General features: G+C 70.2%; 18 protein-coding genes. 15 read left to right on the forward strand and 3 right to left on the reverse strand.

The genetic code is table 11. The annotated features are described in order from the left end of the window. Positions 1 to 22 precede the first annotated feature (22 nt). From JJ685_RS10430 to glgA, 11 genes are all read left to right on the forward strand, one after another. The gene (locus JJ685_RS10430) at positions 23 to 1213 is read left to right on the forward strand and encodes an ABC transporter substrate-binding protein (RefSeq protein ID WP_201674172.1); all 1191 of its coding nucleotides are present in this window, start codon (positions 23 to 25) and stop codon (positions 1211 to 1213) included. Between the two features lie 98 nt (positions 1214 to 1311). Further along, complete coding sequence (locus JJ685_RS10435; RefSeq protein ID WP_201674173.1) at positions 1312 to 2175, forward strand: branched-chain amino acid ABC transporter permease; 864 nt, start codon at positions 1312 to 1314, stop codon at positions 2173 to 2175. Next, a complete protein-coding gene (locus JJ685_RS10440) occupies positions 2172 to 3209 on the forward strand; it encodes a branched-chain amino acid ABC transporter permease (protein ID WP_201674174.1) in 1038 nt (345 codons plus the stop codon). The genes JJ685_RS10435 and JJ685_RS10440 overlap by 4 nt, the downstream gene beginning before the upstream one ends. Then, positions 3202 to 3957, forward strand: a complete 756-nt coding sequence (locus JJ685_RS10445; RefSeq protein ID WP_201674175.1) for an ABC transporter ATP-binding protein — start codon at positions 3202 to 3204, stop codon at positions 3955 to 3957. Before JJ685_RS10440 ends, JJ685_RS10445 begins: the two co-directional genes overlap by 8 nt. Further along, positions 3950 to 4669, forward strand: coding sequence for an ABC transporter ATP-binding protein (locus JJ685_RS10450; protein WP_201674176.1), 720 nt, complete (start codon positions 3950 to 3952; stop codon positions 4667 to 4669). Before JJ685_RS10445 ends, JJ685_RS10450 begins: the two co-directional genes overlap by 8 nt. Before the next feature lie 171 nt (positions 4670 to 4840). Beyond that, positions 4841 to 6778: a 1,4-alpha-glucan branching protein GlgB gene (gene glgB / locus JJ685_RS10455; RefSeq protein WP_201674177.1), complete on the forward strand. Its 1938-nt coding sequence runs from the start codon at positions 4841 to 4843 to the stop codon at positions 6776 to 6778. Further along, positions 6765 to 8063, forward strand: a complete 1299-nt coding sequence (gene glgC, locus JJ685_RS10460) for a glucose-1-phosphate adenylyltransferase (protein WP_201674178.1) — start codon at positions 6765 to 6767, stop codon at positions 8061 to 8063. Before glgB ends, glgC begins: the two co-directional genes overlap by 14 nt. Next, entirely contained in the window at positions 8060 to 10240 is a 2181-nt protein-coding gene (glgX, locus tag JJ685_RS10465) for a glycogen debranching protein GlgX (protein ID WP_201674179.1), read from the forward strand. Before glgC ends, glgX begins: the two co-directional genes overlap by 4 nt. A gap of 20 nt (positions 10241 to 10260) precedes the next feature. Further along, positions 10261 to 12066, forward strand: a complete 1806-nt coding sequence (gene treZ / locus JJ685_RS10470) for a malto-oligosyltrehalose trehalohydrolase (RefSeq protein WP_236598870.1) — start codon at positions 10261 to 10263, stop codon at positions 12064 to 12066. A 139-nt stretch (positions 12067 to 12205) separates the two neighbouring features. Further along, positions 12206 to 17275: a malto-oligosyltrehalose synthase gene (locus JJ685_RS10475; RefSeq protein ID WP_201674181.1), complete on the forward strand. Its 5070-nt coding sequence runs from the start codon at positions 12206 to 12208 to the stop codon at positions 17273 to 17275. Continuing rightward, a complete protein-coding gene (glgA, locus tag JJ685_RS10480; RefSeq protein ID WP_201674182.1) occupies positions 17272 to 18771 on the forward strand; it encodes a glycogen synthase GlgA in 1500 nt (499 codons plus the stop codon). The genes JJ685_RS10475 and glgA overlap by 4 nt, the downstream gene beginning before the upstream one ends. On the opposite strand, the gene JJ685_RS10485 is transcribed toward glgA, so the two are convergent. Together JJ685_RS10485 and JJ685_RS10490 are read right to left on the reverse strand one after the other, a co-directional pair. Beyond that, a complete protein-coding gene (locus JJ685_RS10485) occupies positions 18749 to 19216 on the reverse strand; it encodes a DM13 domain-containing protein (RefSeq protein WP_201674183.1) in 468 nt (155 codons plus the stop codon). The two genes, glgA and JJ685_RS10485, sit on opposite strands and share 23 nt — an antisense overlap. Further along, positions 19213 to 20127, reverse strand: a complete 915-nt coding sequence (locus tag JJ685_RS10490) for a LysR substrate-binding domain-containing protein (protein WP_201674184.1) — start codon at positions 20125 to 20127, stop codon at positions 19213 to 19215. The genes JJ685_RS10485 and JJ685_RS10490 overlap by 4 nt, the downstream gene beginning before the upstream one ends. 117 nt (positions 20128 to 20244) lie before the next feature. Between JJ685_RS10490 and JJ685_RS10495 the strand changes: the two genes are divergently transcribed. The 4 genes from JJ685_RS10495 (at position 20245) to mnmC (ending at position 24374) form a co-directional block, all read left to right on the forward strand. Next, the gene (locus JJ685_RS10495; protein ID WP_201674185.1) at positions 20245 to 20886 is read left to right on the forward strand and encodes an FMN-dependent NADH-azoreductase; all 642 of its coding nucleotides are present in this window, start codon (positions 20245 to 20247) and stop codon (positions 20884 to 20886) included. Between the two features lie 106 nt (positions 20887 to 20992). Then, positions 20993 to 22180, forward strand: coding sequence for a branched-chain amino acid ABC transporter substrate-binding protein (locus JJ685_RS10500; RefSeq protein ID WP_201674186.1), 1188 nt, complete (start codon positions 20993 to 20995; stop codon positions 22178 to 22180). A 75-nt stretch (positions 22181 to 22255) separates the two neighbouring features. Then, complete coding sequence (locus tag JJ685_RS10505) at positions 22256 to 22528, forward strand: oxidative damage protection protein (RefSeq protein WP_201674187.1); 273 nt, start codon at positions 22256 to 22258, stop codon at positions 22526 to 22528. Between the two features lie 4 nt (positions 22529 to 22532). Continuing rightward, on the forward strand, positions 22533 to 24374 hold the full coding sequence (gene mnmC, locus JJ685_RS10510; protein ID WP_201674188.1) for an FAD-dependent 5-carboxymethylaminomethyl-2-thiouridine(34) oxidoreductase MnmC: 1842 nt from the start codon (positions 22533 to 22535) through the stop codon (positions 24372 to 24374). On the opposite strand, the gene JJ685_RS10515 is transcribed toward mnmC, so the two are convergent. Then, positions 24343 to 25083, reverse strand: a complete 741-nt coding sequence (locus tag JJ685_RS10515) for a response regulator (protein ID WP_201674189.1) — start codon at positions 25081 to 25083, stop codon at positions 24343 to 24345. The two genes, mnmC and JJ685_RS10515, sit on opposite strands and share 32 nt — an antisense overlap. Positions 25084 to 25301: the final 218 nt, after the last annotated feature.

Below are 25301 nucleotides of genomic sequence, written 5' to 3' on the forward strand. Positions count from 1 at the left end.
CCGCTCTAACGAAGGAGCTTTCATGACGACCCGCCGCCTCGTACTCTCCCGCGGTGCCGCCCTTGTCGGCGCAGCCTCCACCGGACTGCTGCTGCCGCAGATCGTGCGAGCGCAGTCGAACAAGATCCGGGTGGGCTTCATGCTGCCCTACACCGGCACGTATGCCGCCCTGGGTGTCGCCATCGAGAACGGCGTGCGCATGGCCATCAGCGAGAAGGGCGGCAAGCTGGGCGGCCGCGAGATCGAGTGGTTCAAGGTCGACGATGAATCGGAGCCGTCCAAGGGCGTGGAGAACGCCAACCGCCTGGTGCAGCGGGACAAGGTGGATGTCCTGATCGGCACCGTGCACTCCGGCGTGCAGATGGGCATCCAGCGCGTCGCGCGTGAAAGCGGCGTGCTGAGCATCATCCCGAACGCCGGCGCGCACGCGGCGACGCGCGCGCTGTGCGCGCCCAACGTGTTCCGCACGTCGTTCACCAACAGCCAGCCCACGCTGGCCCTCGGCAAGCCGATGTTCGACAAGGGCATCCGCAAGGCCGTGTGGATCACGCACAAGTACGCGGCCGGCGACGAGGCCTTCGAAGGCTTCCGCGAGAGCTTCACCAAGGCCGGAGGCACGGTCGTCAAGGAACTCGGCCTGCCCTTCCCGCAGGTGGAGTTCCAGGCACTGCTCACCGAGATCGCCTCGCTGCGTCCCGACGCGGTGGCGTGCTTCTTCGCCGGCGGCGCGGCCGCGAAGTTCATGAAGGACTACGCAGCGGCCGGCCTGAAGGACAAGATCCCGCTGTGGGGCTCCGGCTTCCTGACCGAAGGCGTGCTGGATGCCGCCGGCCCCGCCGCCGAGGGCGTGATGACCGCCCTGCACTACAGCGATTCGCTGGACACGCCGCGCAACAAGCAGTTCCGCACAGCCTATGCGACGAACTTCAAGCTGCAGCCGGACGTGTACGCGGTGCAGGGGTACGACGCGGGCCAACTGCTGGCGCAGGGCCTGGCGGCGGTGAAGGGCGACATCGGCAGCAAGGAGGCGCTGTACAAGGCGCTCGAGAGCGCCACCATCGACAGCCCGCGCGGCAAGTGGACCATGAGCAAGGCCCACAACCCCGTGCAGGACATCTACCTGCGCCGCGCCGAAAAGGGCGAGAACAAGGTGGTCGGCGTGGCGGCGAAGGCCTTGTCCGATTCGGGCGCGGGGTGCAAGCTGGCCGCCTGAGCCAGCCCGCGCAATCTGAAGAAGTCGTGCCGGGCGCAGCCCGGCATCCAGGGAGCACTGGATCCCCGCCTGCGCGGGGATGACGAATTTGTTGCCCAATGGATTTCGCCAACTTCTTCATCCAGCTCCTGAACAGCGTGCAGTACGGCCTGCTGCTGTTCATGCTGGCCGCCGGCCTCACGCTGATCTTCGGGATCATGGGCGTGGTCAACCTCGCCCACGGCAGCTTCTACATGCTGGGCGCCTACCTCGCCTGGTCGCTCTCCGCGAAGACCGGCAGCCTGGTGCTCGCCATCGTGCTCGGCACGGCGCTGTCGGTGCTGTTCGGGCTGGTGCTCGAACGCATCCTGTTCCGCCACTTCTACCACCGCGACCACCTCGACCAGGTGCTGCTCACCTTCGGCCTGATCTACATCTTCGAGGAGATGCGCTCCATCCTGTGGGGCGACGACGTGCACGGGGCGCCGATCCCGCAGTTGCTCTCGGCATCGATCCCGTTGACGGACAACCTGTCCTATCCGGTGTACCGGCTGTTCATGTCCGCGGTCTGCGTCGTGCTGGCGATCGGGCTGTACTTCCTGATCTCGAAGACGCGCCTGGGCATGAAGATCCGCGCCGGCGCCTTCAACCACGGGATGACGGAAGCGCTGGGCATCAACGTGAAGCTGATCCACGCGGTGGTCTTCGCGCTGGGCGTCGGGCTCGCCAGCATCGCCGGCATGATCGCCGCGCCGATCTCCAGCGTCTATCCCAACATGGGCTCGCAGGTGCTGATCATGTGCTTCGTGGTGGTGGTGATCGGCGGCATCGGCTCGGTGCGCGGCGCGCTCATCTCCGCCCTGCTGGTCGGCCTGGTGGACACCTTCGGCAAGGTGCTGCTGCCGTCGCTCGCGGGCATGCTGGTCTACATGCTGATGGCCGCCGTGCTGCTCTGGAAACCCGAAGGACTCTTCAAGCAGTGAGCGCAGTCAAAGCAAACCTCGAAACCCTGCCGCGCAGCCTGCAGGTGGTGGTGGTGCTGGGCCTGATCGCCCTGCTCGCCTTCCCCTTCGTCGGGACGGATTTCTACACCCAGATGGTCGCGCGGATGATGATCCTAGCGATCTTCGCGATGAGCCTGGATCTGCTGCAGGGCGTGACCGGCCTCGTTTCGCTGGGGCACGCCGCCTACTTCGGGCTCGCCGGCTACGCCCTCGCCTTCCTCACGCCGCAGGATGGGCCGGTGAGCCTGTGGTGGACGCTGCCGCTGGCGGTCGCCGCGTCGGGTCTCGGCGCCCTGGTGATCGGCTTCTTCGTGGTCCGCACCCGGGGCATCTACTTCATCATGGTCACCATGGCCTTCGCGCAGATGGTGTTCTTCCTGTTCTTCGACAACAAGGCGCTGGGCGGCTCCGACGGCATCTACATCAACTTCAAGCCGAATGCGCACCTGTTCGACCTGGAGAGCAAGCGCGTCTTCTACTACTTCACGCTCGCCGTGCTGGCGCTGGTCTACCTGTTCCTGCGCCGGCTGCTGTTCAGCCCCTTCGGCCGCGCGCTCGCCGGCATCCGCGTCAACGAGCACCGCATGCGCGCGATGGGCTTCAGCACCTTCGGCTACAAGCTCGCCGCCTTCACGCTCTCGGGCGCGCTGGCCGGGCTCGCGGGCTACCTGTGGGGCGCGCAGACCGGCTTCGTCAACCCGGAGCTCATGGGCTTCCACATGAGCGCGCACGCCATCATGATGGTGATCCTGGGCGGCATGGGCAACTTCGCGGGCGCCATCGCCGGCGCCTTCGCCTTCGAGTACCTGCTGCATGCCTTCAAGGACCTGCCCAGCGTCGGCGGCTTCGATGCCGGCAAGCACTGGCAGTTGTGGATGGGCCTCTTCATCGTGCTGGTGGTGGCCTTCGCGCCGCGCGGCCTGCTGGGCGTGCTGGAGCACCTGCTGCGCCGGCGCGAGCCGCGCGCCACGCCCGTCGCGGCGCCGCTCGGCGAGGAGGTGCCCGATGCCTGAGACCCTGCTCGCCGCCCGCAACATCACCAAGCGCTTCGGCGGCCTCGCCGCCGTGCACGACGTGACGGTGGAGCTCTGGCGCGACCGCATCCACGCGGTGATCGGCCCCAACGGTGCCGGCAAGTCGACCCTGACCAACCTGCTGTCCGGCGACATCGCGCCCACCACCGGCACGGTGACGCTCGCGGGTCGGGACGTGACCGGCTGGAACCCGGAGCGCATCTCGCGCGCGGGCCTGGGCCGCAGCTATCAGAAGACCAACATCTTCCTGCCCTTCACCGTGTGGGAGAACATCCGGCTCGCGGCGCAGTCGCGCACGCCGAACGCGGCGCGCTGGTTGAAGCTGGCGAGCAGCGTGGGCGAGGCCAACGAACGCGCCGAGCGCGCGCTCGAACTCGCGGGCCTGCAGCAGCGCCGCCACCAGGTCGCCGCCGCCACCAGCCACGGCGAGCAGCGCCAGTTGGAGATCGCGATGACGCTCGCCACCGATCCCCAGGTCCTGCTGCTCGACGAGCCGCTGGCCGGGATGGGCACGGCGGAGGCCGAGCGCATGGTCGAACTGCTGCTGCGCCTGAAGAAGGACCACGCGATGATGCTGGTGGAACACGACATGGACGCGGTGTTCACGCTGGCCGACCACCTGACGGTGATGGTCAACGGCCAGGTGATCGCGAGCGGCACGCCGGCGCAGGTGCGCGCCGACCCGCAAGTGCAGTCCGCGTATTTGGGCGAGGAAGAACATGGCTGAACGCGAACGCCTGATCGCGGCGCGCGGCGTGCACACGTATTACGGCGCCAGCCACATCCTGCGCGGCATCGACTTCCACGTGGACCGCGGCGAGACCATCGGCCTCATGGGCCGCAACGGCATGGGCAAGACCACCCTGCTGAAGTCCCTGATGGGAATCGTCCCGCCGCGCGGCGGGACCGTCGAGGTCAAGGGCCGCGACATGGTCGGCCGGCCCCCCTACGAGGTGGCGCAGCGTGGCATCGCCTACGTGCCGGAAGGCCGCGGCATCTTCGGCAATCTCAGCGTGAGGGAGAACCTCGTGATGGCCGCGCGGCCCGGCACGCGCGGCCAGCGCGACTGGACCTACGAGCGCGTGCTCGACACCTTCCCCCGGCTCAGCGAACGCCTCAACCATGGCGGCCAGCAGCTGTCCGGCGGCGAACAGCAGATGCTCACGATCGGCCGCGCGCTGATGACCAATCCCGACGTGCTCATCCTCGACGAGGCCACGGAAGGGCTCGCGCCGAAGATCGCGCGAGAGATCTGGCGCATCTGCGGGCTGATCCGCGCCAGCGGCATCTCGAGCGTCATCGTCGACAAGGCCTGGAAGCAGGTCACCCAGGTCACCGACCGCAACGTGATCCTGGTGAAGGGCACGGTCGCCTTCGAAGGCACCTCGGCCGAACTGCACGCCCAGCCGCAACTGCTAGAGCACTACCTCGGCGTCTGAGTCGAGCCTGGCGTCCGCGCCGAACTCGACGTCGGTAACGCGCCGACGCCGGACCGACGATTCCCTTCTGGTCCGTATGTAGGTTCCGGCCTACGCCGCTTGGTCGGTGCTTCCTTCATCGCGCGCGGCTGCGCAATTCCAGAATGGCCTGCTGACAAAGCGACGAAGGCCATGAAGCCCCACTTGCAGCAAGAGGAGAAGAGCACCCCATCCATTCAGCGCGGGGACCTGCAGGTCCACCGCCGCGCCAGCCATCACCATCGACAGTTCGAGGTGATGGGGGCGCACTGCACCGAGAAAGGGACGTGGTTCACCGTTTGGGCGCCCACCGCACGGAATGTGGGCGTGATCGGCAGCTTCAACCACTGGAATAGTCAGCCGCTGCAGCGCGTCGACGACGGCAGTGGCCGCTGGAGCGGCTTCATCGCGGGCGTGCGCAGCGGCGACTGCTACAAGTTCCGGATCCAGAACGCCTGGGGCCACTGGATGGACAAGGCCGACCCCTACGCATTCCGCATGGAGCCGGCGCCTGGCACGGCCTCGCAGGTGTGGGACCTGTCGCACCACTGGACCGACCAGGAGTGGATGCAGACGCGCTGGCAGCGCCAGGCGCACACCGCGCCGATCTCCATCTACGAGGTGCACCTCGGCTCGTGGCAGCGCGAGGAGGACGGCCGCTTCCTCAACTACCGCGAGCTCGCCAACCGGCTCGCCACGCACTGCCACAACATGGGCTTCACGCACGTGGAGCTGATGCCGGTCACGGAGCATCCCTTCTACGGCTCCTGGGGCTACCAGACCACCGGCTACTACGCACCCACCTCGCGCTACGGCACGCCGCAGGACCTGATGGCCTTCGTCGACACGCTGCACCAGCAGGGCATCGGCGTCTTCCTCGACTGGGTGCCCTCCCACTTCCCGGCCGACCCGCACGCGCTGGCGCGCTTCGACGGCACGGCGCTGTACGAGCACGAGGATCCGCGGCGCGGCTTCCACCCGGAGTGGAACAGCCTGATCTTCAACTACGGCCGCTACGAGGTGCGCGACTTCCTGATCTCCAACGCGCTGTTCTGGCTGGAGAAGTACCACTTCGACGGCCTGCGCGTGGACGCGGTCGCGTCCATGCTCTATCTCGACTATGCGCGCCGCCAGGGGGAGTGGATCCCCAACCAGCACGGCGGTCGCGAGAACCACGACGCGGTGCGCTTCTTGCAAGACCTGAACACCACCGTCTACTCCCACTTCCCCGACGTGCACATGATCGCGGAGGAATCGACCGCCTGGCCGGCCGTGTCGCGTCCGGTGGAATGGGGCGGCCTGGGCTTCGGCATGAAGTGGAACATGGGCTGGATGAACGACACGCTGCGCTACATGTCGCGGCCGCACTTCTACCGGCACTGGCACAACGACGACGTCCGCTTCTCGATGGTCTACGCTTTCCACGAGAACTTCATCCTGCCGCTGTCGCACGACGAGGTCGTCTACGGCAAGGGCAGCATGATCGGCAAGCAGCCCGGCGACGAATGGCAGCGTTTCGCCGGCCTGCGCAACCTGTACGGCTACATGTGGTCCCATCCGGGCAAGAAGCTGCTCTTCATGGGCTGCGAGTTCGGCCAGCTCGACGAGTGGCACCACGACCGCACCCTCGACTGGCACCTCTGGGCGCGCCCCTACCACGCGGGCCTCGCGCGCTGGGTCGCCGACCTCAACGCGGCCTACCGCGGCCTGAACGCCCTGCACTGCACCGACTTCGACGGCCACGGCTTCAGCTGGCTGCCCTGCGAGCGCCACGAGACCACGGTCCTCACCTTCCTGCGGCGCGGCCGGTCCGAACAGGACATGGCGGTCGTGATCTGCAACATGACCCCGGAGCCGCGCCACGCGCTGCGCGTCGCGATGCCCGAGCCCGGGACCTGGCACGAGATCCTGAACAGCGACGCCGCCTTCTACGGCGGAAGCGGCGTCGGCAACATGGGGCGCGTGCACGCCACCGCCCACCCGGTGGGCGGCTGGCCGGCCAGCGCCCTTGTCACCGTGCCGCCACTGGGCACCGTGATCCTCTCCAGCCGTCCCCTCTCCAACCAGGAAGTTCCCCATGCCCGCCAATAGAAACGTACTGGCCTTCGTCATGGCCGGCGGTGAAGGCTCCCGCCTGCACCCCCTGACCGCCAACCGTTGCAAGCCGGCCGTCCCCTTCAACGGCAAGCACCGCATCGTGGACTTCGTGCTGTCCAACCTGGTGAATTCGGAAATCTATTCGATCTACCTGCTGGTGCAGTACAAGTCGCAGTCCCTGATCGAGCACGTGCGCCATTCGTGGACCATGGCGCGCTTCATCCCGCAGCAGTTCATCACGGTGGTGCCGCCGCAGATGCGCCACGGCCCGGCGTGGTTCCAGGGCACGGCGGACGCGGTGTACCAGAACCTGCACCTGATCGAGAGCATGCAGCCCGACATCGTGGCGGTGTTCGGCGCTGACCACATCTACCGCATGGACGTGCGGCAGATGATCGACTTCCACGTCAAGAGCAATGCCCACGCGAGCGTCGCGACCATTCCGGTGCCGCTGGACGAATGCAACCAGTTCGGCATCGTCCACGTCGATGACGACCACCGCATCATCGACTTCAAGGAAAAGCCGGCTACCACCCAGCCGATGCCCGGCAGCCGCACCCATGCCCTGGCGTCGATGGGCAACTACATCTTCAATGCGGACGTGCTGCTGCGCCAGCTCAAGCGCATGCACGAGAGCGGCGAAACCGACTTCGGCAAGCACATCCTGCCGGCCATGGTGAACAGCCACAAGCTGGTGGCCTACGACTTCGCCACCAACGAGATCCCGGGCACCGAGCCCTACGAGGAGCACGCCTACTGGCGCGACGTCGGCACCATCGACGCCTACTACCAGGCGCACTTCGACACGCTGGGGGCCCAGCCTCGCTTCCGCATGACCAACCGCCGCTGGCCGATCTACGCCAGCCCCGACCAGGCCGAATCGGCGCAGATCGAGAACGGCGTGATCAACCGCTCGGTGGTCGGCTCGGGCAGCATCATCGACGGCGCCGAGCTGGACCATGCGATGCTGCGCCGCTCGGTGCTGGTGGAGCGCGGCGCCCGGCTGGAGCACTGCATCGTGATGGAGCGCTCGCGCATCGGCCGCGGTGCCCGGATCCGGCGCGCCATCATCGACCAGGACAACGACATCCCGCCCGACGAGAGGATCGGCTTCGACCTCGAGCAGGACCGCCGCCGCTTCCCGATCACGCCCTCGGGCATCGTCGTGGTGCCGGCCGGCGCCTATCCCGCCATCAGCATCCATCCGCCCTTCCTGGCGCCGATGGACGAAGACGCGCAGTTCGGTGAAGCGGTGCCGAGGATGGAGCTGGCTGCATGACGGCGCGAGCCGTCGGCAAGTCCCGCGCGCATCGCGTCAGCAGTCAACCGGCCGAAGCCGGGGCCAACGCCGCCTGTCCCAGCGGCAGCGCATGGCCATTGGGCGCCACCCTCCACGAGGACGGCGTCAATTTCGCCGTCCATGCCGGCGCCGCCGAGCGGGTGGAGATCTGCCTGTTCGACCGCAGCGGCACCCGGGAGGAACGGCGCATCGCCCTGCCCGCGCGCACGGACGACATCTGGCACGGCTTCGTGCCGGGCCTGCAGGCGGGCCAGCTCTACGGGCTGCGCGTGCACGGGCGCTACGACCCGCACCACGGCTGGCGCTGCAATCCGCACAAGCTGCTGCTCGACCCTTACGCGAAGGCGATCGACCGCCCGCTGCGCGGCGCGGCCTGGCAGTACGCCTATCCGCTCGGCAACGAGAAGCGCGACCTGCTGATGGACACCACCGACAACGCGCCCGGCGCGGCCAAGTGCATCGTGGTGGATCCGCACTTCGACTGGGGCGACGACCGCCACCCGGCCATCCTCATGGAGGACACGGTCTTCTACGAAGTGCACGTCCGCGGCTTCACCCGCCAGATGCCGGAAGTGCCCGAAAACCTGCGCGGCACCTTCGCCGGCCTCGCGACCGAGCCGGCCATCGCGCACCTGAAGCACCTGGGCGTGACCTCCGTGCAACTGCTGCCGGTGCAGACCTTCAACGACGAACGGCGCCTGATCGACCTGGGCCTGGCCAACTACTGGGGGTACAACTCCATCGGATTCTTCGCGCCGGAGCCGCGCTACCTCTCCGGCGGCGATCCGCACGAGTTCCGACGGATGGTGAAGGCCCTGCACGCCGAGGGGCTGGAAGTCATCCTCGACGTGGTCTACAACCACACCTGCGAGGGCAACCACCTGGGGCCGACGCTCTGCTTCAAGGGCATCGACAACCGCAGCTACTACCGGCTGACGGAGGGGCACCGCCACTACATGGACTTCACGGGCACCGGCAACACCCTGAATGCCAGCCATCCCGCCATGCTGCGGCTGATCATGGACAGCCTGCGCTACTGGGTGGAGGAGATGCACGTCGACGGTTTCCGCTTCGACCTGGCGCCGGCGCTGGGGCGCAACGCCCACGGTGGCTTCGACCACCGCGGCCCCTTCCTGTCGGCCGTCGCGCAGGACCCGGTCCTCAAGCGGGTGAAGCTGGTGGCCGAACCCTGGGACCTGGGCGACCACGGCTACCAGGTCGGCGGCTTCCCCCAGGGCTGGAGCGAATGGAACGGGCAGTACCGCGACCGCATGCGCGACTACTGGCGCGGCAGCGAGGGCAGCCTGGGCGACTTCGCCGCCGCCCTGTGCGGCTCCGCGGACATCTACTCGCATTCGCGCCGTTCGCCGCGCGCCAGCGTCAACATCGTGACGGTGCACGACGGCTTCACGCTGCACGACCTCGTGAGCTACAACGACAAGCACAACGAGGCGAACGCCGAGGACAACCGCGATGGCGAGAGCCACAACCGCAGCTGGAACTGCGGCGTCGAGGGGCCCACCGACGATCCCGGGATCCTCGCCTTCCGCGAGCGGCAGAAGCGCAACTTCCTCGCCACCCTGTTCGCCTCGCGCGGGGTCCCCCTCCTGCTCGCCGGCGACGAGATGAGCCGCACCCAGGGCGGCAACAACAACGCCTACTGCCAGGACAACCCGGTGAGCTGGTTCGACTGGAGCGGGGAGCGCCGCCAGGACCCGCTGATCGACTTCACCGCGGGCATGATCCGCCTGCGCCGCGAACTCCCCGTGCTGCGCCAGCCCGCCTGGCTCAGTGGCGTGCCGGACGCCGAGGGCCGCCGCGACGTGGTCTGGTACAGCGTCTGGGGCACCGAGATGACGGGCGAGGAGTGGACCAATCCGGCGGTGCGCTGCGTGGCGGCGGTGCTGGACGCCCGCTTCGCGTCGCCGTGCGCCGACGGCACGCGCTGCTCGGTGCTGCTGGTGTTCAACGCCACCGGCGAGGACGTGACCTTCACCCTGCCCGAGTCGGCCGGCCATCCCGGCGACTGGTCCCTGCGCGTGCACACCCCCGAAGGTCTCGTCGGCGAAGCCGGCGCTCCCAGCTTCGGCGCCGGCGACAAGCTGGAACTCCCGGCCCATTCGATGGCGCTGCTGACGCAGGTGGTGGAGGACTGATCTTGCGCTGCCAACACGACATGCCTTTCGGCGTCCGCCTGGACAAGGGAGGCGTCACCTTCCGGCTGTGGGCGCCCGCCGCGCGCATGGCCGACGTGGCGCTGGACCGGGGCAGCGCGCCGCCCGAGATCCATCCCGCCGAGGCGGATGCGGAAGGCTGGTGGGAATGCCACGTCGCGCACGCCACGGCCGGCACCATGTACCGCTGGCGCATCGACGACAGGCAGCTGGTGCCCGACCCGGCCTCGCGGCAGAACCCGGAAGGCCCGCACGGCCCCAGCTGCGTGGTGGACCCGCGCCAGTTCGAGTGGGAGGCCGGCTGGACCGGCCGGCCCTGGAACGAAGCCGTGCTCTACGAACTGCACGTGGGCACCTTCACGCCGGAGGGCACCTTCGAAGCCGCCGCCGGGCGGCTGCAGCACCTCGTGGAACTCGGCATCACCGCGGTCGAACTCATGCCGGTCGCCAATTTCGGCGGGCGCTTCGGCTGGGGCTACGACGGCGTGCTGCCCTACGCGCCGCACGACGCCTACGGCACGCCCGACGAACTGAAGCGCTTCGTGCAGCAGGCGCACCGCCTCGGCCTCATGGTGTTGCTGGACGTGGTCTACAACCACTTCGGGCCGGACGGCAACTACCTGCCGCTCTACGCCCCCGAGTTCTTCTCGAAGACCAAGACCAGCCCCTGGGGCGCGGCGCTCAACTTCGACGGGCCCGACAGCCACCAGGTGCGCGAGTTCTTCCTCCACAACGCGCTCTACTGGCTGCAGGAATACCGCTTCGACGGCCTGCGGCTGGACGCCGTGCACGCCATCCACGACGAGGGCAGCGCGAAGCACATCCTGCAGGAGCTGTCCGAGCGCGTGCGCCAGGCCACCCACGGCCGCCACGTGCACCTGGTGCTGGAGAACGAGGACAACGGCCATGCCAGCCTCGCGCCCGCGGCGCAGCCCGGGCGCTTCGACGCCCAGTGGAACGACGATTTCCACCACGCGCTGCACGTGGCGCTCACGGGCGAGACGCAGCGCTACTACCACGACTACGGCGCCGCGCCCCTGGACCTGCTGGGGCGCGCCTTCACGCACGGCATGCTGTTCGAGGGCTCGCCGCGCAAGGAAGGCGGCCGGCGCGTGCACATCGAACCCGCGGCGCCGCAGCCGCTGTGCACGCTGGTGAACTTCGCGCACAACCACGACCAGATCGGCAACCGCGCGCGCGGCGAACGGCTCGCCCAGCTGGTGCCGCCCGAGGCCGCGGCGCTGCCGACCCTGCTGTCGCTGCTGACGCCGGCCATCCCCATGCTGTTCTTCGGCGAGGAATGGGGCGCGCGCGAGCCCTTCCTCTATTTCGCGGACTGGGAAGGCGAGCTGCGCGAGGCCGTGCGGGAAGGACGCAAGCGCGAATTCGGCCACGGGGACGGCCGCGACCTGCCGGATCCCTGCAGCAGCGACACCTTCGACGCCAGCCGGCCCGATCCCGCCCACGCGCGCACGCCGGAGGGCCGCGAGCGGCTGGAGCTGGTCCGCGCCGCGCTGGCCGCGCGCCGCAAGTGGATCACGCCGCGGCAGCAGCAGCTGCTCACGGGCCGGCATTCGTCCCAGCGCATCGGCGCGCGCGGCCTCGCGGTGCAATGGCGCTACGACGACGGCCGCATGCTGTCGCTGGAACTGAACCTCGGCCCCGAGCCGCTGCAGGTGGAGCCGCAGCAGCTCGGGCCGGTGGAGGCGCAGCCGGTCTTCGCCCACCGCTGCCCGGCCGACACGCCGCGCGGCACCTGGCCGGCGTGGTCGGCGCGCTGGACGCTGGGAGAGGAAATCACGCTATGAGCGCCGCACGGCCGCCCGAAGGCGCTCGCCCCCTCCGCTTGCGGAGGGGGGCCTCTCACCCCACAAAAATGCTTCAGCATTTTTGTGGGGTGAGAGGTGTGGCGGAGTACGCAGTGCGGAGCCTGGGGGAGGTTACCCAGTGAGCGCCGTCGTGGAGGCCGACTCGGCCTCCTTGAGGGAACGGGCACGCCGCCTCGGCGTCACCGACCGCTACCACGGCTTCTGGGGCAAGGAGGAAGTCGTCCCCGACCTGGTCCTGGAGCGTGCCGTGGCGGCGATGACCGGCGACGGCGCCCCGCCCGCCGTGCAGTTCCTGGGCCTGCCTCCCGTGCACGTCACCCGCGAGGGCGAGCGGGTGGAACTGCGCTGGAGCAGCCACGAGGACGTCCCCTGCCGCTGGCGGCTCGCCTCCGAGGACAACGGCATCGAGGCCGCCACCGGCGAGCTGCAGCGCAGCTACCAGCAGGCGGCCATCGCGCTGCCCGAAGGCCTGGCGACCGGCTACTACCGCCTCACGCTGGAAGGCGCGCCGGCCCCGGAGTTCTGCCGCGTCGTCGTCGCCCCGCGGGCCTGCCACGTCGCCCCCGAACTGCAGCAGGGCGAACGGTGGTGGGGCTGCACGATCCAGCTCTATGCCCTGCGCTCCTCGCGCGACTGGGGCGTCGGCGACTTCGGCGACCTGCGGCGGCTCTGCGACGCCGCGGCGCACCAGGGCGCGTCGTTCATCGGCCTGAGCCCGCTGCACGCCCTGTTCCCGCACAACCCCGCCGCCGCCAGTCCCTACAGCCCGTCCAGCCGCCTGGCGCTCAACCCGATCTACGTCGACGTCCAGACGCTGGTGGACCTGAGCGGCTGCGAGGAAGCCGTGCAGAAGGTGCAGTCCGAGCCCTTCCAGGACCGGCTGAGGCTGCTGCGCGAGGCGGAGATGGTCGACTACCCCGGGGTGGCCGCCGCGAAGGACGAGATCCTGCGCATCCTGTGGCGCCACTTCGAGCGCCACGAACTGGACAAGGACCGCTCGCGCGGCGCGCACTTCCTCGCCTACATGCGCGAGCGCGAGCAGACGATCGGCCGGCACGCGCTGTTCGAAGCGCTGCAGGAACACCTGCATGCGCAGGATCCCCACGTGTGGGGCTGGCCCGCCTGGCCACCGGCCTACCGCGACCCCGATGGCGAGCCGGTTCGCACCTTCGCGCAGGAGCGCGCCTCGGACGTGCGCTACCGCTTCTGGCTGCAGTGGCTGGCCGAGGTGCAGCTCGAGTCCTGCCAGCGCTACGCGCGCACCCGCGGCATGGGGATCGGCCTCTACTGCGATCTCGCAGTGGGCGTCAACGGCGGCGGCGCCGAGACCTGGGGGGAGCACGGCATGTACGCGCTGGGCATGCATGCCGGCGCTCCGCCCGATCCGCTCGCGCCCACGGGGCAGGACTGGGGCCTGCCGCCGTGGAGCCCGCAGCGGCTGAAGGAGGCCCGCTACCAGCCCTTCATCGACACGCTGCGCGCCAACATGCGGCACAGCGGCGCCCTGCGGCTCGACCACGTGATGGCGCTGATGCGCCTGTTCTGGACCGGCCCCGACGGCGGCACCTACGTGGAGTACCCGCTGGAAGACCTGATGGGGGTGCTGGCGCTGGAAAGCCAGCGCCACCAGTGCATGGTGATCGGCGAGGACCTCGGCAACGTGGCGCCGCGCATGCGGGAGCACATGCGCGAGGGCAACCTGCTGTCGTACAAGCCGCTGCTGTTCGAGCGCGACGAGGACGGCGGCTTCCGCCGGCCCGCGCAGTGGCAGCCCAAGGCGCTGGCGGTGGTCAGCACGCACGACCTGCCGACGCTGCGCGGCTTCTGGCTCGGCGAGGACATCGAGCTCGCCGCGAAGCTGAAGCTCTATCCCGACGAATCCGCCCACGAGTCCCAGGTGCTGGCGCGCGCGCAGGACCGCGCGCGCGTGCTGCTCGCCTTGCAGCGCGAGGAGCTGCTGCCGACCGGCGCCAGCGTGCAGCCGACCTCGCTGCCCGATGCGACGCCGGCCCTGGTCGATGCGGTCTATGCCTTCCTCGCCCGCACGCCCTGCTGGCTGGTGGGCGTGCAGCTGGAGGACGTGACCGGGCAGCTGCTGCAGGTCAACGTGCCGGGCACCACCGAGGACCGCTTCCCCAACTGGCGGCGCAAGCTCTCCGTCACCGTCGAGGGGTTGTCCAGCGACGCGCGCTGGGCCTCGCTGGCCTCGGTGCTGCGCGCGGAACGCAGCGGCCCGCGGCCGCTCGACGAAGGCGCGCTGGAGCTCCCCGCCCTCGACACCGCCAGCATCCCCTGCGGCACCTACCGCGTGCAGTTCCACAAGGACTGCACCTTCGAGGACATCACCCGCGCCATCCCCTACCTGAAGGCGCTGGGGGTGAGCCACCTGTACAGCTCGCCCTACCTGCGCGCCCGCCCGGGCAGCACCCACGGCTACGACATCGTGGACCACGGCGAGCTCAATCCCGAGGTCGGCGACGAGCGCGCCCACGCCCGGATGTGCGGCGCGCTGCGGCGCCACGGCATGGGGCAGGTGCTGGACATCGTGCCCAACCACATGGGCGTGCTGGAGGCCGACAACGCGTGGTGGCTCGACGTGCTGGAACACGGCCGGGCCTCGCCGCACGCGGAGACCTTCGACATCGAGTGGAAGCCCGCCCAGCCGGAGATGGCCGGGCGCGTGCTGCTGCCGGTGCTGGGCGACCAGTTCGGCAAGGTGCTGGAGGCCGGCGAGATCCAGCTGCACTTCGAGGCCGCGGACGGCGAGTTCGGCCTGCGCTACTGGGGCCACCGCTTCCCCATCGACCCGAGCAGCTATCCCGAGATCTTCGGTGCCCTGCCCGCGCCGCCGGCCCGCGACGACAGCGAAGGCGACAGCCATGCGGTGGTGGCGGCCCTGCTCGATGCCTTGCGCCACCTGCCCTCGCGCGACGACCCCGATCCCGAGGTGCGCCGGGCCCGCGTGCGCGACAGCGGCGTCTACAAGCGCCAGCTCGCCCGGCTGGCCGCGCGCCACGAATGGCTGGCGCGCTGGATCGATGCGTGCGTGCTGCGCCTGAATGGCCAGGCCGGCGACGCCGCCAGCTTCGATGCGCTGGCGCAGCTGATCGAGACCCAGGCCTACCGGCTGGCGGACTGGCGCGTCGCCAGCGACGACGTCAACTACCGCCGCTTCTTCGACGTCAACACGCTGGCGGCCTTGCGCATGGAGCGGCCCGAAGTCTTCGCGGCGACGCACCGCAAGGTGCTGCACTGGCTGCAGGACGGCCTGCTGTCCGGCCTGCGCATCGACCACCCCGACGGCCTGCGGGACCCGCAGGCCTACTTCGAGCAACTGCAGGCGCGCTACGCGGCGCAGGCCGAGGTCGGCGGGCAGCCGCCGCGCGCGCTGTACCTGGTGGTGGAGAAGATCCAGGCCGAGCACGAATCGCTGCCGGAGACCTGGCCCGTGCACGGCGACACGGGCTACCGCTTCGGCAGCCTGGTCAACGGAGTCTTCGTCCAGGCGCGCAACGAGAACGCGATCCTCGCGGCGTACCACGCCTTCACCGGGCAGGCCACGGACTTCGACGAGGTCCTGTACCAGTGCAAGAAGCTGATCATCGAGACCTCCCTGTACTCCGAGCTGAACTGGCTGGCCCACGCGCTGCACCGCCTGACCCGCGGCAACCGCCGGCGCTGCGACTTCACGCGCAACCGCCTGCGTTGGGCGATGGCCGAGGTCGCGGCGGCCTTCCCGGTCTACCGCACCTACCTGCGCGTGGACGATCCGGCCAGCGAGATGGACCGGCGCCACCTGGACTGGGCGATCGCCGCGGCGCAGCGCCGCCTGGGCGCCTCCGAGGCGACCGTGCTGGAGCACCTGCGCGAGGTGCTGCTCGGCGAAGGCGAAGCCGTCCACATGCCGCGCCGGGAGCGCCGGCGCTTCCAGGCGCGCTGGCAGCAGTTCACCGCGCCGGTGATGGCCAAGGCGATGGAGGACACGGCCTTCTACCGCTGCGTGCCGCTGCTGTCGCTCAACGAGGTGGGCGGCGATCCGCGCAGCTTCGGCGTGTCGGTGCCGGCCTTCCATTTCGCCAACCAGAAGCGGCAGCGGGAACGCCCGCATTGCCTGCTCGGGACCTCGACGCACGACAGCAAGCGCGGCGAGGACCTGCGCGCCCGGATCAACGTGCTGTCCGAGATCCCGGCGCAGTGGGAGGACTGCCTGCTGCGCCTGTCGGTGTGGGCGCAGCTGTACGTGACGCGCACGCCCAAGGGAACCTGGCCCTCAACCAACGACATCTGGCTGCTGTTCCAGACCCTGGCCGGCCTGTGGCCCGCCACCCCGCCGGACGACGCCGCGCGCGCGGACCTGCGCGACCGGGTGCAGGCCTACATGAGGAAGGCGGTGCGGGAGGCCAAGCTGCACACGACCTGGGTCTGCCCCGACGAGGAGTACGAGACCGCGCTGGACCGCTACGTGGTGGGCGTGCTGCGCGCCGGCCCCAACCCCTTCGCCGACGAACTGCAGAAGTTCACCGAGCGCATCGCGCCCTTCGGCTTCCGCAACAGCCTGGCGCAGCTGGCGCTGAAGCTCACGTGCCCGGGCGTGCCGGACGTGTACCAGGGCTGCGAGCAGTGGAACTTCAGCCTGGTGGACCCGGACAACCGGCGGCCGGTGGATTACGAGGCGCTGGCCCGCTCGCTGGAATCGGCCCGGGCCCTGTACGCCCAGGGCTGGCCGCGCGCGGAGGACTGGCAGGCCTTGCAGGCGCAGGCGGCTGATGGCCGCATCAAGCAGCTGGTGACCTGGCGCCTGCTCGCCCTGCGCGGCGAGCGCAGCAAGCTGTTCCGCCAGGGCAGCTACTGCCAGCTCGCGGTGGAGGGTCCGGCCGGGGAGCATGCCCTCGCCTTCGCGCGCATCTGCGACGGCGAGGCGGTGCTGGTCGTGGCGGCGCGACTGACCTGCACGCTGTGCGGCGGCGACGACGCCCGGTGGTCGCCGCCGCTGTGGCAGGACACCTGGCTGCGTTGCGGCGGCGACGGCGGCATCCGCCGCTTCCGCCGCTGGCGCAACTGGCTGACCGGCCAGGAATGCACCCTGGCCGGCGAGGACGAATCCACCTTGCACCTGCCGGGCCTGTTCGCCGGCGCGGGCGGACTGCCGTTCGCGGTGCTGGTGGCCGATGCGGAGGACGGTGCATGAAGATCCTGTTCGCCACCCCCGAATGCGCGCCCTACGTGAAGACCGGCGGGCTCGGCGACGTGAGCGCCGCCCTGCCGGCGACGCTGGCCCGGCTGGGGCACGAGGTCCACATCCTGATGCCGGCCTACCGCGGCATGAAGGTGAGCGGCGAGATCGGCGACGGCGTGGAGCTGCCGCCCTACAGCCACTGGCCGGCCGCGCAGCTCGTGCCGGTGAAGGTGGCCACGGGGGTCACGCTGCTGCTGCTGGCGTGCCCCGGACTCTACCAGCGCCCCGGCGGGCCCTACGTGGATGCGCAGGGGCGCGACTACCCCGACAACGCCATGCGCTTCGGGCTGCTCTCGCGGGTGGCGGCGCAGATCGGCACGGTGCATTCGCCCGTGCGCGGCTGGGTGGCGGACGTGGTGCATGCCAACGACTGGCCCTGCGGGCTGGCGCCGCTGTACCTGGCGCAATCGCGCATGATCGCGCCGCACGAGCCGACCGCGGCCAGCATCCTCACGATCCACAACCTGGCCTTCCAGGGCGTGTTCCCCATGGCCCAGGCCGACCCGCTCGGGATCCCGCACCACTGGCGCGGCATCGACGGCGTCGAGTTCTGGGGCGACCTGTCGATGCTGAAGGCCGGCATCCAGTTCGCCGACGCGATCACCACCGTCAGCCCGAGCTATGCGCGCGAGATCCAGACCCGGGAACACGGCGTCGGCTTCGACGGCATCCTGCGCGCGCGTTCCTCGCGCCTGCGCGGCATCCTCAATGGCGTGGACCGCCGACTGTGGGACCCGGCGCAGGACGCGCTGCTGCCCCACCGCTTCACGCGCGAGGACCTCGCGGGCAAGGCCCGCTGCAAGGCGGCGCTGCAGAAGCGCCTGCACCTGCCGGCCGACCGCGACGCGCCGCTGTTCGCCGTGGTGAGCCGCCTCACGGCGCAGAAGGGGATCGACCTCGTCCTCGACGTGCTGCCGGGGCTGCTGAAGGCCGGCGCGCAGCTGGCGGTGCTGGGCCAGGGCGCGCCGGAGCTGCAGGCGGCGCTTTCGGAAGCCGCGCGCAGTCACCCCCGGCAGGTGGCGGTGACGCTCGGCTTCGACGAGGGCCTGGCGCACCTGATCGAGGCCGGCGCCGACGTCTTCCTGATGCCTTCGCGCTTCGAGCCCTGCGGACTGAACCAGATGTACAGCCAGGCCTACGGCACGCCGCCGGTGGTGGCGCCGGTGGGCGGCCTGCTCGATTCGGTGACCGACGCCGGCGCCGATCCCGCGCACGGCACCGGCTTCGTGATGAAGTCCTGCGATGCCGCGGGGCTGGAAGACGCGCTGGTGCGGGCGCTGGAGGCCTGGCGGCAAGCGCCGCTGTGGCGCCGCCTGCAGTCCAACGGCATGGCGCGCGACTTCGGCTGGGAGGACAGCGCGACGCAGTACCTGGACGTCTACCAGGCCGCCATGCTGCTGGCCGACGGCGGTGCCGCCAGCGAGCTCACCGGTACTTCGCAGCAGTGATGAAGCGCGAGAAGGCCTCGCACCAGATCACCGCGGTGTCGTAGTCCTGCGGTGCGGCGCCGGCCGGCAGCGGCACGATGAAGCCGTCGAAGGTCTTGATGTCGCCGACGGCGAGCGACTGGGCCTTCGCGCGCCGGAAGCCGTCCTCGTCCTCGACGAAGCCATGCACCAGGTACAGCTTGTAGGCGGGGCCCGGCGCCAGCCTGCCGGTGAAGGTGGCCGCCCGCGGTGTCAGGACGATCTGGCCCTCGCCCCAGTGGAAGGCGTCGCTGCCCTTGAGGTCGCGCCGGAAGGTGCCGCTGAACATGCGGCCCTGCGACGCGGCCTGCACCTCGGCCACCGTGGGCGGCGGCGGAGCGGCCAGGATCGGCAACAGGTACACCCCGAGCCCGAAGCCGAAGCCGAACACCAGCAGGTACGACAGCGACAGCAGCAGGATCTTCATTGCCGGGTCACGATGCGCTCCCCGATGATGTTCTCGCCGAGGAAATCCAGCAAGCGGCGCACCGCCGGCACCATGCCGCGGCGCGAGGGATAGGCCGCCAGCACCATGGACACGGGCGGCGCCCACCCCGGAAGCACCGCCACCAGCTCGCCGCGCTGCATCTCCTCGCGGCAGAGGTAGTCCGGCAGCGCGCTCATGCCCGTGCCGCGCAGCACCGCGTACTTCAGCGTCACGAGGTCGTCCGCCGTGTAGACCGGCTGGTGCGACAGTTCGTGGACGGCGCCGCGCGGGCCCAGCAGGTGCCAGTTGGCCCGGCCGTCGGCGGCCGACATCGCCACGGTCGGAAGGTTGCGCAGGTGCTCCACGTCCGGCGGGGCGCCGAAGCGCTCCAGCAGCTGCGGGCTCGCCACCAGCACGCCGTGCGTCTCGCCCAGGTTCTTGATCACCAGGGTGCCGCTGTCGTCGAGGCGGGCGCGCACCCGCAGCGCCACGTCCACGCCTTCCTGCACCAGGTCGATCACGCGGTTGGTGACCTGCATGTCGATGCGCACCTGCGGATGCGCGGCCAGGAAGCGGGGCATCAGCGGGCCGACGGTGGTCTGCGCCAGGGTCACGGGGCAGGTCATGCGCACGGTGCCGCGCGGCTCGGTCTGCACGTGCAGCACGGCTTCCTCCGCGGCCTCGGCCTGTTCGCGCATGGCGACGCAGTGGCGGTGGTAGATCTCGCCCGCCGGGGTCAGGGACAGCTTGCGGGTCGTCCGGTGCAGCAGGCGCACCCCGAGCCGGCTTTCCAGGTCGGCGACGCGGCGCGACAGGGTGGACTTCGGCAGGCTCAGCGCCCGGCCGGCCGCCGCGAAGCCGCCCCGGTCCACCACCTCGGCGAAGAACAGCATGTCGTTCAGGTCCTGCATTGATCGTCCTATGGATGGAACAATCTAACCCGAAATTACTGTCTTATCAAACCATCGATCCATCCGCACAATCTTCTCTCACGGGCCGATCCGGCCCTCCTCAACCGGAGAAGCGACTTGAAACTGCTGCACATCGATTCCAGCCCGCTGGGCACCAACTCCGTCTCCCGCGACCTGACGCGCCGGATCGTGGCCCAGTGGCAGTCCGCCCATCCCGCCACCACGGTCGACTACCTCGACCTGGCCGTGGCGGCGCCGAGCCACCTGGACGGCGACTCGCTGGGCTTCCGCCTCGGCCTGGCCGAAGCGACGCTGACCGAGGCCCAGAAGCGCGAGAACGCGGTGTCCGAACGGCTGGTGAGCCAGTTCCTCGCCGCGGACGTGGTGGTGCTGGGCGCGCCCATGTACAACTTCAGCGTCCCGAGCCAGCTGAAGGCCTGGATCGACCGCGTCGCGCAGGCCGGCCGCACCTTCAAGTACACCGAGAGCGGCCCGGTCGGCCTGGCCGGCGGCAAGACCGTGATCGTGGCGTCCACGCGCGGCGGTGCCTACGGCGCCGCGCCGCAGATGGACCACCAGGAAAGCTACCTGCGCACGGTGTTCGGCTTCCTCGGCATCACCGACGTGCGCTTCGTGCGCGCCGAGGGCCTGGCGATGGGCGATGCGGCGAAGGCCGCGGGCCTGGCCGCCGCCGAAGCGGACATCCGCGGCCACGTGACGGAAGCCGCCAACGAGGGCAAGGCCGCGATCCGCGCCTGATTCCCCCTTCCCCTTCGCGTCATGGAAGCCACCTTCGGGTGGCTTCCTTTTTGGAGGCGGCGTTTGCCGCGGGGGCACAATTCCGCCATTTCGAGCGGAGCTTCCAATGAATGCGAACCTGTCCCTGGGCATCCTCGTGACCGCGACCCTGCTGGCCACCGCCGGCTGCGGCAAGAAGGAAGTCAGCGCGCAGGCGCCGGCGAACGCGCCGGGCGCAGCCGGATCCGGCGACGCGCAGGTGGTGCGGATCGGCCACGTCGGCCCGCTCTCGGGACCGCAGGCGCACTACGGCCGCGACACCGAGAACGGCGTGCGCCTGGCGATCGAGGACCTCAACGCGCAGAAGGTCGTCATCGGCGGCAAGCCGGTGCGCTTCGAGATCCAGGCCGAGGACGACGCCAGCGACCCCAAGCAGGGCACCGCCGCGGCGCAGAAACTGTGCGACTCCAAGGTCGCCGGCGTGGTAGGCCACCAGAACTCCGGCACGACCCTTCCCGCTTCCAAGGTCTACCACGACTGCGGCATCCCCCACATCACCGGCTCGGCCACCAACCCGGCGCTGACCAAGGCGGGCTACAACACGAGCTACCGGCTGATCGCCAACGACAACACGCTGGGCGCCGCCGTGGCCGCCTACGCGGTCGACACGCTGAAGCTCAAGACGGTGGCGGTCGTCGACGACCGCAGCGCCTACGGCCAGGGCGTGGCCGCGGTGTTCAAGCAGACCGCGCAGGCCAAGGGCCTGCAGGTGGTGGACGAACAGTTCACCAACGACAAGGCCACGGACTTCATGGCCATCCTCACGGCCATCAAGGCCAAGAACCCCGACGCCATCTTCTATGGCGGCATGGATCCCCAGGCCGGCCCCATGTTGCGCCAGATGGAGCAGCTGGGCATGGGCAAGGCCCGGTACCTGGGCGGCGACGGCATCTGCACGCCCACGCTCGGCAAGCTGTCGGGCAATGCGAAGACGCTGGAAAACGTGGTCTGCGCCGTGGGCGGCGCCTCCCTCGCCAAGATGCCGGGGGGCACGGCGTGGAAGCAGAAATACGACCAGAAGTTTCCCGGCCAGTTCCAGACCTACAGCCCGTACACCTACGACGCGGTGTTCGTGCTGGTGGACGCGATGAAGCGCGCGGGCTCCTGGGACCCGAAGGCCTACGTTCCCGAGCTGCTCAAGACGAGTTACCAGGGCGTGACGGCCAACATCCGGTTCGAGCCCAACGGCGAACTGAAGGACGCCGCGACCACGCTGTTCACGTACAAGGACGGCGCCCTGTCGCTGCTGGAGTGAGGTCACGCCGGGGTCCCTGCGGAAACTTGCTACAGTCCCGCACATCCGCACAAGCAATTCAAAGGAAGGCGTGACATGCCACGCACCGTCCACTGCATCAAGCTGGGCCGCGAGGCCGAAGGCCTCGATTTCCCGCCCTACCCGGGCGAACTGGGCAAGCGCATTTACGAGAACGTCAGCAGGCAGGCCTGGGGCGACTGGCTGAAGCACCAGACGATGCTGGTCAACGAGAACCGCCTGAACCTGGCGGACCAGCGCGCCCGCGAGTACCTGAAGCGCCAGATGGAGAACCACTTCTTCGGCGCCGGCGCCGACCAGGCGGCGGGCTACGTGCCCCCGAGCCAGTAGGTTCATGAGCGAAGTCGTCGCCTGGGACGACGACGGCACTCCCCGCAGCCCGCGCTTCGGCGACCGCTACCGTTCCGCGAGCGGCGGCCTGGCGCAGGCCCGCCACGTGTTCCTGCAAGGCTGCGGCCTGCCCGCGGCCTGGGCCGGGCGCGCCCGCTGGCGCGTGCTGGAGACCGGATTCGGCCTCGGACTCAACTTCCTCGCGACCTGGCTGGCCTGGCTGCAGGACCCGCAGCGACCGGGGATGCTGCATTTCGCTTCGATCGAGGCCTTCCCGGTCGCGGCCGACGACCTGCTGCGCAGCGCCGAAAACGAGCCGGGCCTGCTGCCCCTGGCGCGGGAACTGGCCGCGCGCTGGGAGGGCCTGACGCCCGGATTCCACCGCCTGGCCTTCGCCGAAGGCCGGGTGCTGCTCACGCTGTGTGTGGGCGACGTCGCGTCCATGCTGCGGGAGCAGGCGTTCCGCGCCGACGCGGTCTTCCTCGACGGCTTCGACCCCGAACTCAATCCGGAGATGTGGAGCCTCGACACGCTCAAGGGCGTCACGCGCCTGTGCGGCCGCGGCACCGCACTGGCGACCTGGTCGGTCGCCGGCCAGCTGCGGCGCGACCTGCAGTCCTGCGGCTGGCAGCTGGAGCGACGCGCCGGGCTGCCGCCCAAGCGCGAATGCCTGGCGGGCCGCTACGACCCCGCGTGGGAGGTGAAGGGCCTGGAGACGGAAGTCGAGGCCGGGGCGCGCGACTGCATCGTCATCGGCGGCGGACTCGCCGGGTCGGCCGTCGCCGCCAGCCTGGCCCGGCGCGGCTGGTCGGTGCGCGTGTTCGACACCGCCGCCGGCCCCGCGACGGGTGCCTCGGACCTGCCGGCCGGCCTGCTCGCGCCGCACCAGTCGCCCGACGACAACCCTCTGTCGCGCCTGTCGCGCGCCGGCGTGCGGATCACGCTGCAGGAAGCCCAGGCGCGGCTGGCGGACGGCCTCGAATGGCGTCGCACCGGCGCGCTGGAGTGGCGCGGCGACGATCGCCGGCCGCTGCCCGCCCTGGGCGAGCCGCTGGCCGTGTGGAGCCGCGAAGCGAGCGCGGCGCAGAAGCAGGCCGCCGGGATCGCGCCCGACCAGCCCGCCTGGTGGCACGAGAACGCCGCCTGGATCGAGCCGGCCGCCCTGGTGCGTGCCTGGCTGCGCACGCCGGGCGTGCGCTTCTGCGGCGGCCGCAAGGTGGCGCGCCTGGCGCGCCAGGGCGAAGGCTGGCGGCTGGAAGACGCCGCGGGGGCGACCCTGGCGCAGGCGAGCCTCGTGGTGGTGGCCGCCGCCCACGAGAGCGCGCCGCTGCTGGAACAGCGCCTGCAGCTGAACCCCGTGCGGGGACAGGTCACCTGGGGCCCGCATGCCGACGACGCCGCGCAGCTTCCCCCCTTCCCGGTCAACGGCAACGGCCACTTCCTGCCGCGCGTGCCGCTGCTGGAGCGCGATGCCTGGATCACCGGCTCGACCTACGGCCGGGGCGACGCCGACGAAACGCTGCGCCGCGAGGACGACGCCGCCAACCTCGAACGGGTGCGCCAGATGCTTCCGAAGGCCGCGCAGGCGGTGGAAAGCGCGATGCAGCGGCGCGAGACCCGTTCCTGGAGCGGCGTGCGCTGCGCCTCCACGGACCGCCGCCCGCTGGCGGGCGAACTGGAGCCGGGGCTCTGGGTGAGCACCGCGATGGGCTCGCGCGGGCTGACCTTCGCGGCCCTGTGCGGGGAATGGATCGCGGCCCGCCTGCACCGCGAGCCGCTGCCGGTCGAACACCGGCTGGCGCAGGCGATCGACCTCAGGCGGCAGGACCGAGCTCGATCCGGCTGAGCCACGCGTCCAGCCGTCCCGGATGCGGCGGGTCCTCCAGCAGCTCGTCCACTCCGGCCAGCCAGGCGCGTGCGCGCTCCGAGGCCGTGCGCTGGGCTTGCGTCATGGCCAGGTGCCGGATCGCGTTCGCTCCCTGGCGCAACTGCCGCACGAGGCCCCAGGGATCGCAATCGACCAGCCGGCCGTCGACCAGCGCCAGGTCGTAGTGGCGGCCCCGGGCCAGTTCCAGCGCCTGGGCCGCGGTCTCGGCTTCGTCGGCCTGGGTGAGCCGGGCCAGCGCCAGGCGCGCCCTCAGATAGAGGCGCTGCTCGCGATCGGCGCTGACGATCAGCGCCTGCTTCTGGGACATGACCGAGTCGGGGCCCGGGTCGACGTCCCCGTCCGGGCCGGAATCCTGGGCGAACAGCTGGTCCAGCGCCTCGATCACGTCGGGCCAGGCCAGCGGCCGGGGAAGGGCCCGCCACACGGAATCCGGCGGGCTGGCGCCGATCCACAGGATGCGCAGGTCGCGGTGCAGGGGCGACTCCGCTTCGACCCGCGCCTCCCAGCTCTGGGCGTCCATCAGGGCCACCCGCGGCGGCTCGGGCGCGGTCGGCGTCCAGAGCTGGTACATGGTGAGGCACTGCTCGGAGAGCCGGAACACGGTGTTGAGGGCGTGGCGCTCCTCGTCCGAGAAACCGACCACCTTGATGTAGACGCGCTGGGCCATGGGGCTTGGAAGTGAGGCCTCCATTATCCTTCGCTCGACAGTTCCCTCGAACGGGGCTTATCCGGACATCGAGGAAAATGCCGCGCCAGCCCGCATCGCGAGGGCTGCATAAGCTTATCCGCATAAGAGGCTAAGAAAAAAATAGTTCGGTTTCATATGGCCGTTTCCTAAAGTCACGGCTCCGGTGCCCTCCAGGGGACCGTCCACGTCCCGCCCTC

It is taken from the genome of Ramlibacter monticola (assembly GCF_016722785.1).
Taxonomy (GTDB): Bacteria; Pseudomonadota; Gammaproteobacteria; order Burkholderiales; family Burkholderiaceae_C; genus Ramlibacter; species Ramlibacter monticola.